The organism is Pseudomonas triclosanedens (genome assembly GCF_026686735.1).
In the GTDB taxonomy this organism is placed as follows: domain Bacteria; phylum Pseudomonadota; class Gammaproteobacteria; order Pseudomonadales; family Pseudomonadaceae; genus Pseudomonas; species Pseudomonas triclosanedens.
This window is the reverse complement of record NZ_CP113432.1, coordinates 351551-364800: the sequence shown is the minus strand read 5'-3', so window position 1 is coordinate 364800 and position 13250 is coordinate 351551. Positions and strand designations below refer to the sequence as shown.

The 13250-nt window shown below is 65.5% G+C and carries 13 protein-coding genes; 3 read left to right on the top strand and 10 right to left on the bottom strand.

Annotation, left to right across the window (positions count from 1 at the left end):
- Positions 1–28 precede the first annotated feature (28 nt).
- The 5 genes from OU419_RS01685 to OU419_RS01665 all read right to left on the bottom strand — a co-directional run bounded on the left by OU419_RS01685 (position 29) and on the right by OU419_RS01665 (position 6115).
- Positions 29–1930: a cytochrome c/FTR1 family iron permease gene (locus OU419_RS01685; protein ID WP_254469968.1), complete on the bottom strand. Its 1902-nt coding sequence runs from the start codon at positions 1928–1930 to the stop codon at positions 29–31.
- 128 nt (positions 1931–2058) lie between these two features.
- Positions 2059–2688 (bottom strand): LysE family transporter, encoded by a 630-nt coding sequence (locus tag OU419_RS01680; protein ID WP_254469967.1) that lies wholly within the window; start codon positions 2686–2688, stop codon positions 2059–2061.
- A 173-nt stretch (positions 2689–2861) separates the two neighbouring features.
- Complete coding sequence (locus tag OU419_RS01675) at positions 2862–3620, bottom strand: TerC family protein (RefSeq protein WP_254469966.1); 759 nt, start codon at positions 3618–3620, stop codon at positions 2862–2864.
- 15 nt (positions 3621–3635) lie between these two features.
- Positions 3636–4202, bottom strand: a complete 567-nt coding sequence (locus OU419_RS01670; RefSeq protein ID WP_254469965.1) for a mechanosensitive ion channel family protein — start codon at positions 4200–4202, stop codon at positions 3636–3638.
- Entirely contained in the window at positions 4202–6115 is a 1914-nt protein-coding gene (locus tag OU419_RS01665) for an ATP-binding cassette domain-containing protein (RefSeq protein WP_254469964.1), read from the bottom strand. The genes OU419_RS01670 and OU419_RS01665 overlap by 1 nt, the downstream gene beginning before the upstream one ends.
- Positions 6116–6165: 50 nt before the next feature.
- On the opposite strand from OU419_RS01665, the gene OU419_RS01660 reads away from it, so the two are divergent.
- Positions 6166–6630, top strand: coding sequence for a TIGR02444 family protein (locus OU419_RS01660; RefSeq protein WP_254469963.1), 465 nt, complete (start codon positions 6166–6168; stop codon positions 6628–6630).
- 2 nt (positions 6631–6632) lie between these two features.
- On the opposite strand, the gene OU419_RS01655 is transcribed toward OU419_RS01660, so the two are convergent.
- On the bottom strand, positions 6633–7601 hold the full coding sequence (locus tag OU419_RS01655; protein WP_268172899.1) for an AlgP family protein: 969 nt from the start codon (positions 7599–7601) through the stop codon (positions 6633–6635).
- Between the two features lie 127 nt (positions 7602–7728).
- Between OU419_RS01655 and OU419_RS01650 the strand changes: the two genes are divergently transcribed.
- A complete protein-coding gene (locus OU419_RS01650) occupies positions 7729–8379 on the top strand; it encodes an FKBP-type peptidyl-prolyl cis-trans isomerase (RefSeq protein ID WP_254469961.1) in 651 nt (216 codons plus the stop codon).
- A 57-nt stretch (positions 8380–8436) separates the two neighbouring features.
- Here the strand turns inward: OU419_RS01650 and rsd are convergent, their stop codons facing one another.
- Entirely contained in the window at positions 8437–8904 is a 468-nt protein-coding gene (rsd, locus tag OU419_RS01645; RefSeq protein WP_254469960.1) for a sigma D regulator, read from the bottom strand.
- A 255-nt stretch (positions 8905–9159) separates the two neighbouring features.
- Positions 9160–9642, bottom strand: a complete 483-nt coding sequence (locus OU419_RS01640) for a disulfide bond formation protein B (RefSeq protein ID WP_254469959.1) — start codon at positions 9640–9642, stop codon at positions 9160–9162.
- 114 nt (positions 9643–9756) lie between these two features.
- Here OU419_RS01640 and OU419_RS01635 point away from each other — a divergent pair, with 114 nt between their 5' ends.
- Positions 9757–10845 (top strand): PQQ-dependent sugar dehydrogenase, encoded by a 1089-nt coding sequence (locus tag OU419_RS01635; RefSeq protein WP_254469958.1) that lies wholly within the window; start codon positions 9757–9759, stop codon positions 10843–10845.
- 57 nt (positions 10846–10902) lie between these two features.
- Here OU419_RS01635 and OU419_RS01630 read toward each other — a convergent pair whose 3' ends face one another.
- Positions 10903–12135 carry a heme biosynthesis HemY N-terminal domain-containing protein gene (locus OU419_RS01630; protein ID WP_254469957.1) on the bottom strand — a complete coding sequence of 411 codons (1233 nt, stop codon included), beginning with the start codon at positions 12133–12135 and terminating at the stop codon, positions 10903–10905.
- Positions 12132–13235 (bottom strand): uroporphyrinogen-III C-methyltransferase, encoded by a 1104-nt coding sequence (locus OU419_RS01625; protein WP_254469956.1) that lies wholly within the window; start codon positions 13233–13235, stop codon positions 12132–12134. The genes OU419_RS01630 and OU419_RS01625 overlap by 4 nt, the downstream gene beginning before the upstream one ends.
- Between the last annotated feature and the right edge of the window lie 15 nt (positions 13236–13250).

The following is a 13250-nucleotide window of genomic DNA, read 5'->3' as shown; positions in this document are numbered from 1 at the left end:
GGCCGTCGTCAATCGCTGCGGTATCGCCTCAGGACGAGACGATTTGTGCCGCCTTGCGCCTCTCCGACAAGAAGCTGCGGCTGTACAGCACGGCCACAGCCAGCAGCGCCAGCGCCTGGGCCGACAGCGAGTAGGCATCGGCCTTGATGCCGAGCCAGTCGAAGTCGAAGAACGGCACCGGACGGGTACCGATCACCCCGGCTTCCTGCAGTGCCACCACGCCGTGGCCGGCGAAGACCACCGAGAGGGCACAGAGCAGTGCGGCGTTGACGGTGAAGAACAGTTTCAGCGGCAGCCTGGCCGAGCCGCGCAGGATGACCCAGGCGATGCCGATCAGAACCACCACGGCGGTACCCGCGCCGGCGATCACCGCGTTGTGACCCGCCGGACCGGCCTGCAGCCAGAGGGTTTCGTAGAACAGGATGACCTCGAACAGCTCGCGGTAGACCGAGAAGAACGCCAGCACGGCAAAGCCGAAGCGGCCACCGCCGCCGACCAGGCTGCTGCGGATGTAGTCTTGCCAGGCCGCAGCATGGCGGCGGTCGTGCATCCAAACGCCGAGCCAGAGCACCATCACACAGGCGAACAGCGAGGTGAAACCTTCCATCAGCTCGCGCTGGGCGCCGCCGATGTCGATCACGTAGGCCGCCACCGCCCAGGTCGCAAAGCCGGCAACGAATGCCAGCCCCCAGCCGAGGTGAACGCCGCGCACGGCTTTTTCCTGCCCAGTGTTGCGCAGGAAGGCGAGGATCGCTGCCAGAACCAGGATCGCTTCCACGCCCTCGCGCAGCAGGATCAGCAGCGCCGAGACGAAACTGATGGAGAAGCTCAAGGAGTCGCCGCTCAGGGCCTTCGCGGCATCCGCCAGCTTGGCCTTGGCCAGTTCCAGCTGCTGCGCCGCCTCGCCTTCCGGCAGGCCATCACGCAGGGCCTGACGATAGGCCATGAGCTGCTTTTCGGTGGCCTTGCGCAGGCCGGCGTCGACATTGTCGAGCGAGCTTTCCACGAGCTCGAAGCCTTCCAGGTAGGCCGCGACGGACAGGTCATATGCCTGGTCATGGTCGCCGGATCGATACACGGCAAAGCTCTTTTCGAGGGTCGCGGTGGTGTAGTCGATCAGTTGCGCCGGGCCGCGGCGCTCCAGCGGCGGATGGGCACGCAGGGCGCGGAAGCTTTCGGCCGCGGCCTCGCCATCGCGCTCGGCGACATCCGCCGGGGTCTGGGTGGAAAGCGTCGGCAACGGATAGGCATGCGCCGCATCGGCCTTGGCCTGGCCGACACTGAGGCCGGCAATGTAGGCCGCCAGGTCCCAGCGCTGGCGTTCGTCGAGCTGGTCGGCGAAGGCCGGCATGTCGGTGCCGGAAACACCCAGGCCAATGACGTTGCGCAGATCGTACAGGCTAAGCTGGTCGAGGCGCGTACGGTCGGTCAGGTTGGCCGGTGGCGGCTCCAGGCCGATACCCGCCGGGCCGTCACCCTTGCCGGCGTCGCCGTGGCAGATTGCGCACTGCTGCGCGTAGATCGGCGCGGCGCGGCTCGGATCCGGAGTGATGGAGGGCGTCTGCACGACCTGATAGATGTCCGCGACGCGGGCCTCCAGGTGGCGGGCCTGCTGGGCAACCTGCTTGCCCGGCAGACGCTGCTCGATGGCCTGTTTCAGGGCCACGGCTTCCTTTTCCAGATCGGCGCGTTCGTTGCGGGCCGGCAGGCTCAGGATCAGCGCATGCAGATTGCCGACGAATTCCAGCTGCTCCTTGTATTCGCTGGAATCGACGACCTTGCCGTCGGCCACGGTCGCTGGGTAATCGGCGGCGAGATAGCTGAGCAGATGCAGCGCTTGGGACGGGTCGACAGCCGTGTCGGCGTGAGCTCCAAGGCTGAGCAAGCCGCACAGCGGCAACAGCCAGACGAGAAATTTGGAGGGGCGCATAGCGAAAGGCAAATGAGAATGGAAGAGATTAAATTGTCACCTCAGGTTACCGCCGATGCAAGGTAAAACTCTTCCGAAGCGCCTTCCGGAGTATGCGCAATTGCTCCCCGGAAGGCTCCTGGAGCGTCTCAAGCCGGTGCGCGGCGGACCGTCGCGAGCAGTGCGGCAGCGCCCACGAACAAGGTAGCGAAAGTTCGGTTCATCACCTTCTGCTGGCGCGGCGAACGCAATGCGCGCAGCACGCGCGCGGCCAGGCCGGTGTAGCCGGCCATGACGATCAGGTCCACGCTGATCATCGTGACGCCCATGATCACGTACTGGATCAGCATTGGACGGTGCGGATCGACGAACTGCGGCAGCACCGCGAGCATGAACACCACCGCCTTGGGGTTGCTGGCATTGACCAGGAAGCCCCGCAGCACCAGCGAGAGCGGCCGGCCGGTCGGGCGCTCGCCGCCCGCGTCCATCACCTGCGGCGGCGACGTCCATTGGCGATAGGCGAGATAGACCAGGTAGACCACGCCGAACCATTTGATGGCGCTGAAAGCGACCGCCGAAGCGGACAACAGTGCGCCCACGCCGGCGGCCACCACCGCGATCTGCAACGCAAGGCCGATCTGCAGCCCCAGGGCATTCCAGTAGCCACGCCAGAAACCGTATTGCAGCCCACAGGACATCGAGGCGATGGCCCCGGCGCCGGGCGACAGGCTGATCACCCAGCAGGCGATGAAGAAGGCGAACCATGTACTGGCGAGCATCTCGGACCTCGTGGCATCCGTGCGGACGCAATATTTTGTTACGGACGCCCAGTTTGCCTTAGTCGCGCCGCCGCGCCCAGCACAGGCGACGGACGCTTGCACTGCTCCCGGGCCTCACCGGCGCGGCAAGAAAAAGCCCGGCAGGTGCCGGGCTCTTCGCTACGCCAGAACGATCAGCTCGGAATGTCCTTGCGCAATTTCACCGGCTCCTCGCCACGCTTGCGCGCCAGCGCGCCGCGCAGGCGGATGTTGATGGCTTCCACCGCCAGCGAGAAGGCCATGGCGAAGTACACGTAGCCCTTGGGCACGTGGATTTCGAAGGCTTCGGCGATCAATACGGTGCCGACCACAATCAGGAACGACAGCGCGAGCATTTTCAGCGACGGATGCTTCTCGATGAAGGCGCTGATGGTGCTGGCCGACAGCATCATCACACCGACGGAAATGACGATTGCAGCCACCATCACCGGTACGTGCTGCACCAGGCCGACCGCGGTGATCACCGAGTCCAGCGAGAACACGATATCGATGATCGCGATCTGGATGATGATGCCCATGAAGCCGCGCGACTTGCCGCCGCCCTGCTGGCCTTCCTCGGCGCCTTCCAGGCTGTGGAAGATCTCCATCGTGCTCTTGAACAGCAGGAACAGGCCACCGAAGAACAGGATCAGGTCGCGACCGGAAATGCCGTGGTCAAACACGGTGAACAGGTCGGCGGTCAGGCGCATTACCCAGGTGATCGACAGCAGCAGCAGGATACGAGTACCCATCGCCAGCGCGAGGCCGAAGAAGCGCGCCTTGGGTTGCTGCTCCGGCGGCAGGCGGCCCACCAGGATCGAGATGAAGATGATGTTGTCGATGCCCAGAACGATTTCCAGGGCAGTCAGGGTCAGAAAGGCAACCCAGATCTCAGGGCTTGTGAGCCATTCCATAGTGGGGAGTGTCCGTCAGAGAGTGGTGGGGAGATTGGGTCCGCGCCAGCGGCGGATGGATTTCTGGAAGAAGAGGTTGTTGGGCACTTGCAGCAGCGCACCAGGGGCGCCGTCCTCGGCAGCCTCTTCCTCCAGGGTGGTGTAGAGCAGGTTGATGGCTACCACGCGCCCTTTCACGCCAGGCTTGTCCGCGGTGTCGATGACTTCGACGCGGTCGCCCAGACGAAACGGCCCGAGGGTGAAGATCAGCAGCGCGCAGAACAGGTTGGAGAGCACGCTCCAGATCGCGAAGAAGGCCACTGCGGCGACAGCGACGAAACCAGTCAGCGCGGCCCACAACACGTCGGCGGACACGCCCAGGCGTTCCAGCACCATCATCAGTGCCGAGCCCATGATCAGCCAGCGCAGCCCGCCACGCAGCGGCAGCAACAGCTCCGGCGGCAGCGGATAGCGCTGGCCGAGGCGGCTGATGCCGCGCGCTACCAGGCGTTGCGCCGCCCAGGCGAGCACCAGGATGAGGATGATCTGCAGGCCGCGTAGCAGCGGATCGCTCCACGCCAGCAGCAGATTCACATCCTCCATTACTCGCTCGCCTCCAGTTGGCGTTGCAGCTCTTCGAGGGTTTCCAGCGCCATCAGCCAGGCCTCTTCGAGCTCGCCCTCACGAGTCTTGAAGGAGGACTGCCGGGCCAGCAGGTCACGCAACTCGTCCTTGCGAGCGGCCTCGTAGAGCGCACTGTCGCCCAGGCGCTGTTCCAGCTCGGCAAGCTGCTCCTGCACCTTGCCCAGCTCTTTCTCCAGCTTTTCCGCCTCGCGCTTGTGCGGCGCGAGTTGCTGGCGCAGAGCCGCCGCAGCCTGGCGCTGGGCGCGCTTGTCGGTCTTGTCCGCCGCCGGCGCGGAAGACCCGGCGACCGGCGCCTGACGGGCACGGTAGTCCACCAGCCAGCGGGCGTAGTCGTCGAGATCGCCGTCGAACTCCTGAATGCGCCCGTCAGCCACCAGCAGGAACTCGTCGGTGGTGCTCTTGAGCAGGTGACGATCGTGGGAAACCACCACCACGGCGCCAGAGAACTCCTGCAGCGCCAGGGTCAGCGCCAGGCGCATTTCCAGGTCGAGGTGGTTGGTCGGTTCGTCGAGCAACAGCAGGTTGGGCTTCTGCCAGGCGATCAGCGCCAGGGCCAGGCGCGCCTTCTCGCCACCGGAGAAGTTCAGCACCGGCTCATCGCAGCGCTCGCCACGGAAGTCGAAGCCACCAAGGAAGTCGCGCAGTGTCTGCTCGCGCTCGCCCGGGGCGATGCGTTGCAGATGCAGCAGCGGGCTGGCCTTGGGATCCAGGGAATCGAGCTGGTGCTGGGCGAAGTAGCCGATGGCGAGGTTTTCGCCCCGAGCCAACTCACCCGCCAGCAGCGGCAGGTCGCCGGAAAGCGTCTTGATCAGCGTCGACTTGCCCGCGCCGTTGGGGCCGAGCAGACCGATGCGAGCGCCGGGCACCAACTGCAGCTTGATCTTTTCCAGGACAGTCTTGTCGCCATAGCCCAGCCGCGCCTCGGAAAGATTCAGCAGCGGGCTGGAAATCTTGTCGGACTCGCGGAAGCTGAAATCGAATGGCGAGTCGACGTGTGCCGGCGCCAGCTCCTCCAGACGCTCCAGCGCCTTGATCCGGCTCTGCGCCTGACGGGCCTTGGTCGCCTGGGCGCGGAAGCGGGCAATGTACTTTTCCATGTGCGCGCGCTGCGCCTGCTGCTTCTCGTAAGCCTGCTGCTGTTGCGCAAGACGCTCGGCGCGGGTGCGCTCGAACGCCGAGTAGCCGCCGCGATAGAGCGTGAGCTTGCGTTGCTCCAGGTGGGCAACATGGTCGACCACCGCGTCGAGGAAGTCGCGGTCGTGGGAGATCAGCAGCAGCGTGCCCGGGTAGCCCTTGAGCCACTCTTCGAGCCAGAGAATCGCATCGAGGTCGAGGTGGTTGGTCGGCTCGTCGAGCAGCAGCAATTCCGACGGACACATCAGCGCCTGGGCCAGGTTCAGACGCATCCGCCAGCCGCCGGAAAAGTCGCCGACGCGACGGTCCATCTGCTCGCTGGTGAACCCCAGCCCGGCCAGCAGCTTGCGCGCCCGGGCATCGGCTGTGTAACCATCGGCGCTGTCGAGTTCACTGTGCAGGCGGGCCAGCGCAGTGCCGTCGTGGGCCTGTTCGGCGGCAACCAGGGCAGCCTGGATCTGCCGCAGGTGCACATCGCCGTCGAGTACGTAATCGACGGCCAGACGGTCGAGGGTATCCACCTCCTGGCGCATGTGCGCGATGCGCCAGTCGGCCGGCAACTGGCAATCACCGGCATCCTGGCCAAGCTGGCCGCGCAACAACGCGAACAGGCTGGACTTGCCGGCACCATTGGCGCCGATCAGGCCGACTTTCTGTCCGGCATGCAGGGTGAGTTCGGCACCTTCCAGCAAGCGCTGGGGGCCACGCTGTAGCGTAAGATTTTGCAATCGAATCATGATGGCGGCGGAGTTTATCAGCTTCGCCTGCCAATCGCTGTGGGAGCTCTATGTCGGAAGATGTCTGGTCATATGCCCTGAAACTCTACGCCAGCCCTGGTGTGGAGAGCGCTTGCCTGGCGCTCCAGGACGCCGGCGCGGATGTCTGTCTGCTGCTCGCGGCAGCCTGGCTGGGAGGTCGGGGAGTACGTTTTCACAACGAACGTCTGGGGGACTTGAGCAATGCAGCGGCACCGTGGCGAAGGACCGTCATTGCTCCGCTACGCACTTTGCGCCAGCAATGGCGCGAACGGGCGCAGCTGGACCCCGAGCTGCATGCGCTACGCGAGCGGCTGAAGCAGTTGGAGTTGAGTGCGGAGCGGATACTGCTGGACCGCCTGGGAAGCATTGCCCAGAGCTGGCCCGAAGAAGGGGCTCAGGATCTGCAGCGATGGCTGCGGGAAGCGGCGGGAAAAGCGGAGGGCGAGCGCCACGATGCGCTGGAACACCTGCGCATCGCGGCGAGCCTCCTCTAGCCTCAGGAAGCGCTGGAGGGAGTGGTGCTGGCCGGAGCCGGAGTAGCACTGGCAGCCGGAGCGGCAGCTGGTGCGGTCGGCTGAGCAGCCGGCGCGGCAGGCACTGCCGGAGTGGCCGGCTTGGCCGCAACCGGTTTGGCCGGTGCAGGCTTGGCGGCTGGTTTGGCGGCAGGCTTCGCAGCGGGCTTCGCGGCTACAGGCTTGGCAGCAGCAGGCTTCGCGGCGGGTTTTGCGGCAGCAGGCTTGGCAGCCGGTTTGGCGGCAGGCTTCGCAGCAGCAGGCTTGGCAGCCGGTTTGGCGGCAGGCTTCGCAGCAGCGGGCTTGGCAGCCGGTTTGGCGGCAGGCTTCGCAGCAGCAGGCTTGGCAGCCGGTTTGGCGGCAGGCTTCGCAGCAGCAGGCTTGGCAGCCGGTTTGGCGGCAGGCTTCGCAGCAGCAGGCTTGGCAGCCGGTTTGGCGGCAGGCTTCGCAGCAGCAGGCTTGGCAGCCGGTTTGGCGGCAGGCTTCGCAGCGGCGGGCTTGGCAGCCGGTTTGGCGGCAGCCTTGGCAACCGGCTTGGCGGCAGCTACCGGTTTGCGGGTAGCCAGAGACTTGCCAGCAGCCTCCTTAACCTTGTTCACGCCTTGGGCGAGCCTCAGGCTCTCCTGTACATCGCGCTTGAGGTTGGCGATGTAGGCGCGAGTTTCGGTCTGGCGGGCCTTCAGGGTGTCCAGCGCCTCGTCCAGCTCGCTGATCGCGGATTTGGCCTTGGCCTGCGCCTTGGCCTTGCCGCTCTTGGTGGCCTCTTGCAGCTTGGTGCGCGCCTTGTGCAGTTTTTCCTGCGCCTTGCCGCGTTGCTTCTCAAGTTTGGCGAGCAGCTTCTCGGAGTCTACGAGGGCCTGCTTGCAGGCACCCTCGAGGTGCTCGACCAGGCTGTGGGACAACTGATGCAGCAGATGCAACGGGGTAGTGACAGGTTTCTTGTTGGCCGACATGACGTGCCTCCTGGCGGACGTGGTTGCGCCCATACTAGCCCCGCCAGTGGTCTCTCGCCAATGTCCTGATTGAGCTGGAGCCCGCGGCCGGCATAATCTCCAGCCGATTTCACAGTCGAGAGAAGCCATGCTTCGTCATTCGCCACTCTGCCTGCTCCTTCTCCCCCTGCTGGTCAACGCCGCTCCACCCAAGGATGAATTTGCCTACAGCCTCGGCGTTCAACTGGGCGAGCGCCTGCAGCAGGAGGTCCCCGGAATCGCCCTCGACGACCTGCTGGAGGGCCTGCGCCAGGGCTATCGCGGCGAGAAGCCGTCTCTCTCTCATGAGCGCATGGCAGCGGTACTGGCCGCCCATGATCAACCGGCGCAAGAGGCATCTTCAAAGCCCGACTCCGGCGAATTGGCGAAGGCTGCAGAGCGACGCTTTCTCGCCAACGAGAAGGCCCGCTATGGCGTGCATGAATTGACCGGCGGCGTACTGGTCAGCGAGTTGCGCGCCGGGCACGGAGCGAGCAATCCGCAACTGCGCGAAGCGCGAGTGAACTACATCGGTACGCTGGCGGACGGCAACCAGTTCGACGCGAGCAACTCGCCGCAATGGTTCCGCATCGACGCGATCATTCCCGGCTGGCGCACCGCGCTGCGTGCCATGCCGGTCGGCGCGCGCTGGAGAGTGGTGGTGCCATCGGCACAGGCTTACGGTTCCGACGGCGCGGAGGACCTGATCCCGCCCCATGCGCCGCTGGTTTTCGAGATCGAACTGCTGGAAAGCCGCTGAAACAAAAACGGCGCGATCACCGAAGCGCTCGCGCCGTTCCCTTGTCCAGGCTGTCGGTCAGACAGTGGCGGCTTTCTGCTCGTGCGCGTTGTGCAGCACTTCGATCAGGCAATCTTCCAGCTCGAAACGCTCGTGCAGTTGCTGACGCAGTTGCTTGAGTTCGCTGGTCAGGCAGGTACCTTCGCGGCAATCGCCGTTGTCGCAGCGATCGTTGAAATTGAGCGCAGAGGCAGTGATCGTTTCGAGGCGGGGATAGATTTGCTTGGCCAGTTCGAGACCGCGCGTATCACCGAAGGCCTGTGCCTCGTTCATCAGTTGTTCGTAGACTTCGAAGTGGCCCGCCGACACGTAGTCGAGCAGTAGCTGGCAGAAGTTCTGCAGGGACTCGGCGTTGGTCTTCGGCGCCTGGACACCGTCCAGCGAATCGAAGGACCGGACCAGTTCATGTCGATCCCGAAGCCAGCGGTCGATCAGCTGGTGTACGCCTCCCCAACGTTCCTGGGCATTACGGCAGCTCTCGAGCATGTTGTCCTCACTTCCCTTGTCGCCGTCCCGGCTATGTCCGCCCCGGGACAATATTCTGTCGAGCCGCGATATCCCCGTGACTGGATCTGCTTAGGCGGCAACTTTCCGGCGGAATGGAAAACCAGAGTATTCCCGCCGGATGTAGCCTTCAAGACACCCATGCCCGGAAAATTCATACGAGCGTTTAATCGTCAGCCCGCGCTAGCTCTGGCCTGCGCCAAAGGGCGCAGGTCATGGCCGGATGAGATGCGACGCTCAGCCGCGGCGGAAGAACTGGAAGACGGCGAACAGCGAGAAGGCGATGAACGCCAGCAGGCTCCACTCTGGAATGCTCAGGCTGAGCAGGGTCCAGCTGACCTCGGCGCAGTCGGCCGAGCCGTGGAACATGGTGTAGATGATTTTGGTGTAGGGCATGCTTTCGAGCATGAACTCCAGCGGCGGCAGGCACGCCGGCAACTGGTCCGGCGGCAGGGTCTGCAGCCAGATCTGCCGACCCGCGGTACCGGCGCCAGCCAGGGAGCTGAGCAGGATCAGCACCGAGTACACACGTGGCGCGCGGCCATGCAGCGCGGCGATCAGCGAAAACAGACCGGCGCCGGCAAAGAAGATGCGCTGCAGGATGCACAGCGGGCACGGCTCCAGACCGACCACGTACTGCAGGTAAAAACCGGTGCCAAGCATGGCGACGCAGGCAAGAAAGGCGAGGAAGAACAGGGAACGAGGGCTGGCCAGGTTCATGGCGGCTCCGCTGGGTGGGCTGCTGCTGGAAGGCAGCTACGGTAGAGGAAAGTCCGGCGCCGTTTCAAGGCGGCTGTCTAAACTGCCGGTGGCACTCATCCGGGAATCCATGCCATGCGTCGTCCTCCGCTACTCTTCGCGCTCATGTCCCTGGCCAGCCTCCCGACGTCTGCGGCAGACGAAATTCTCGACCGAATCCGCCTGCCCGAAGGCTTCCAGATCAGCCTGCTCAGCGACCAGGTGCCCGGCGCGCGGGCGATGGCCTGGGGCGACAAGGGCACGCTGTTCGTAGGCAGCATGGGCGCTGGCAAGGTCTACGCAGTGCGCGCCAGCGGCAAGGTTTCGGAAGTGGCGGAAAACCTGCAGATGCCGGTAGGAGTCGCCTTCCACGACGGCGATCTGTATGTCTCGGCGGTCAGCCACGTCGTGGTGCTGCGCGATATCGAGAACCACCTGGACTCTCCACCGAAGCCCGAGGCGCTGCCTGCACAGTTCCCAACCGAGACGGCGCACGGCTGGAAGTTCATCGCCTTCGGGCCGGACGGCAAGCTCTATGTTCCCGTTGGCGCACCGTGCAACATCTGCCGGCCGGACCGCGAACACTACGCCAATCTGCAACGCATGAATCCCGACGGCAGCGGCCGCGAGGTGGTGGCCTACGGCGTGCGCAACACGGTCGGCTTCACCTGGCATCCGCAGACCCGCCAACTGTGGTTCACCGATAATGGCCGTGACATGCTCGGCGACGACCAGCCCGACGACGAACTGAACAAGATCAGCCGCGTCGGCGAAGACTTCGGCTTCCCCGACTGCCACCAGGGGGACATCCCCGACCCCGAGGAAGGCAGGACGCTCTGCTCCGCCTTCACGCCGCCTGTGGCCAGGCTGGGCCCTCACGTCGCGGCGCTGGGGCTGCGCTTCTACACCGGCACGCAATTCCCGTCGGAATATCGCAACAACCTGTTCATCGCCGAGCACGGCTCCTGGAATCGCAGCCAGAAGATCGGCTACCGGGTTGCCCGGGTAGAGCTCAACGAAGATGGCTCGCTCAAGCGCAAGAGCGTGTTCGCCGAAGGCTGGCTGGATCAGGGTGGCAAGGTGCATGGCCGCCCCGTGGATGTACTGATGGCGCCCGACGGCGCCCTGCTGGTAAGCGACGACCAGGCCGGCGCAATCTACCGTATCCGTTACGGCTCGCCCTGAGCGACAGGCAGACAGCAGAACGGCGCCCGTGGGCGCCGTTTCTGTTCGAGCGAGCGGTCAGGCGCGGACGGCCACCGGCAGCGAGGAGGGGCCGGAAAGCAAGCCGAGACCTTCCTGGAACAATTGGTTGCTGCGCTCCACCTCGCCCAACTGGGCAAGAAGGCGCGCAAGCTCCGCGCAGGTCTCCGCACTGCGCTGGCGGGCGAGACTCGCCTCCAGGTACTCGCGCGCCTTGCCCCACAGCTTGTTCTGCAGGCTCAGGCGTCCGAGCGCCAATAGAAGCTCCGGATCATCCGGCTGTCCCTTCAGCCAGCTCTCGGCCGTCTGCAACTGACGCGCGGCATCGCGGCTGCGGGCCAGGCCGTAGAGGTGAACAAGGCGACTGTCGAAGCCTTCCTTGAGCGCCTTGCGCAGGACCTCTTCGGCCTCTTCCGGCGCGCCAAGGCGCAGCAGTTGCTGGGCATAGGCCGCTACCAGCGGGGCCTGCCCGCGCAGGTTGCCCGGCAGATTCTGCCAGCGCTGAGTGAGAGGCTGCAGGCTGCTCTCGCCCTGCCCAACGCCCTGCTCGCCAGCCTCGCCCAGCGAAGCGATCCAGGTACGGCGCTCCAGGTCGGCCAGCTCGGCATTTTTCAGCACACGCTCCTTGCGCAGCTCCGGCAGCAGCACACAAAGCGCCTGCCAGTCGTGCAGGCTGACGTAGAGCTGCTGCAACAGGCGCAGCACGGTCGGATGACGCGGATGCTCCTGATGCAGCTTGTCCAGCACCGCGCGCGCGCGGGTGAAATCGCCCCGGTTGATCAGCAGTTGCGCACGAGTCAGTCCCACCGCCAACGCCGCGCCGGGTTCGCGCTGCTGGGCGCGATCGAGCAGCTCGTCGCACTCTTCTTCACGACCCAGCTCATTTGCAGCACGTGCAGCGCCCAGGTAATGCGGCAGCGGGCGATCGCTCAGCTCAGCGGCGCGGCGCAGATGACGCAGCGCCTGCGCCCAGTGCCCTTCGGCCAGATCGCGCTGGCCATTTTCCTCGGCCAGTTGCGAGCGGCGGCGGCGATTGAAACGCGACCAAGGGTTCACCACTCGCCCGGAAACACCAAGCAGCCGCAAGATCATGCGCACAGCCAGGTAGATCACCCAGACCACCACCAGCAGCGCGAGGAACGTCCACAGGCTGGATTCGTAGCGGAAGCTCTTGTACGCGATCAGTACGTAACCGGATTGCTCGGCAACGGCCAGCCCGACCAATGTGGCCGCCAGCACGACAGCCAGAATCAGCAGATAGACGCGGCTCATGGCTGGGCCCCCGCGTCGGGCGCGGCGGCTTCCTGCTGTGCCGCTGCGGCGTCACGGCGCGCGAGGTACGCCTGTAGCGAGCTGAGGGCGGGGCCTAGGTCGGGCGCCTGAACGGTGACGGCCTGATTGCTCAGCTCATCCAGGCGCATGGCCAGGGCACGGCTGTCAGCGAGGTCGGCATTGAAGAAGTCGCCGAGGATCTGCCGAGCCTGCTTGAGCGCCTGCTGGTAAACCTCCTGCTTGCCGTTCAGAGCCGCCCACTGGGCCTGCTCCAGGGCGAGGCTCAGGGCCAGGCGCACACGGTCGAGCTGCTGACCGGAAAGCAGCGGACGAATATCCTGCCCGGCGTTGAAATCGATACGGACGTAGCGGGAAATGCGCTCCCACCATTGGTCCCAGGTGCTGCTGCCATCGCCCCAGGCGGTGGCGGTCGCCGAGCCGCTCTCGTCCGCCTTGAACACCGGATCAAGCGGCTGCAATTGCGCGGCCTGGTCACGCAGGGCGCCCAGTTGCAGGAACAGGCCGGTGCGGTCCGGCCGAGGCAGGCTGCGCAGGGCTTCGAGGCTCTTGGCCAGTTGCGCGCGGGCAGCGAAGGCGCCCGGATCATTCTGCATGCGCAGGATGTCATCGGCGCCCTGGACCAGTTCGGTCGCGCTTTCCACATCCTGCAACGCCGACAGACGCAAGCTGGCGAGACGCAGCAGATGCTCGGCCTCGGCGAGGCGCCACTGCTGACGGCTCTGGCCCAGCACCTGCTTGAGCTGCTTGGCCAGCTGCTGCTGGTCGCCCTGCAGCTCGACGACCAGCCGACGGCGCGCCTCCAGCTCATCCGCACTCGGCAGCGCATCGATGCGCTTGCCCAACTGGGCGGTGCCGTTCTGCGCGCTCTGCGCCTGGCCGCGGGCATCCTCCAACTGGGCAACGCGTTGCTGGTCGCGGGCCTGCATCTGCTGGACTTGCCAGATACCCCAGCCACCGGCAGCGAGGCCGGCGGCGCCGACCAGCAGAGCCAGCAGGGCAAGGCCGGAGCCACCCTTGCGCGGAGCCGGCTCGGACACCGGAGTGGAGGGAGTTTCTTGGGGAGTGACGGCTTCGCTCACAGGTCCATCCTTCGC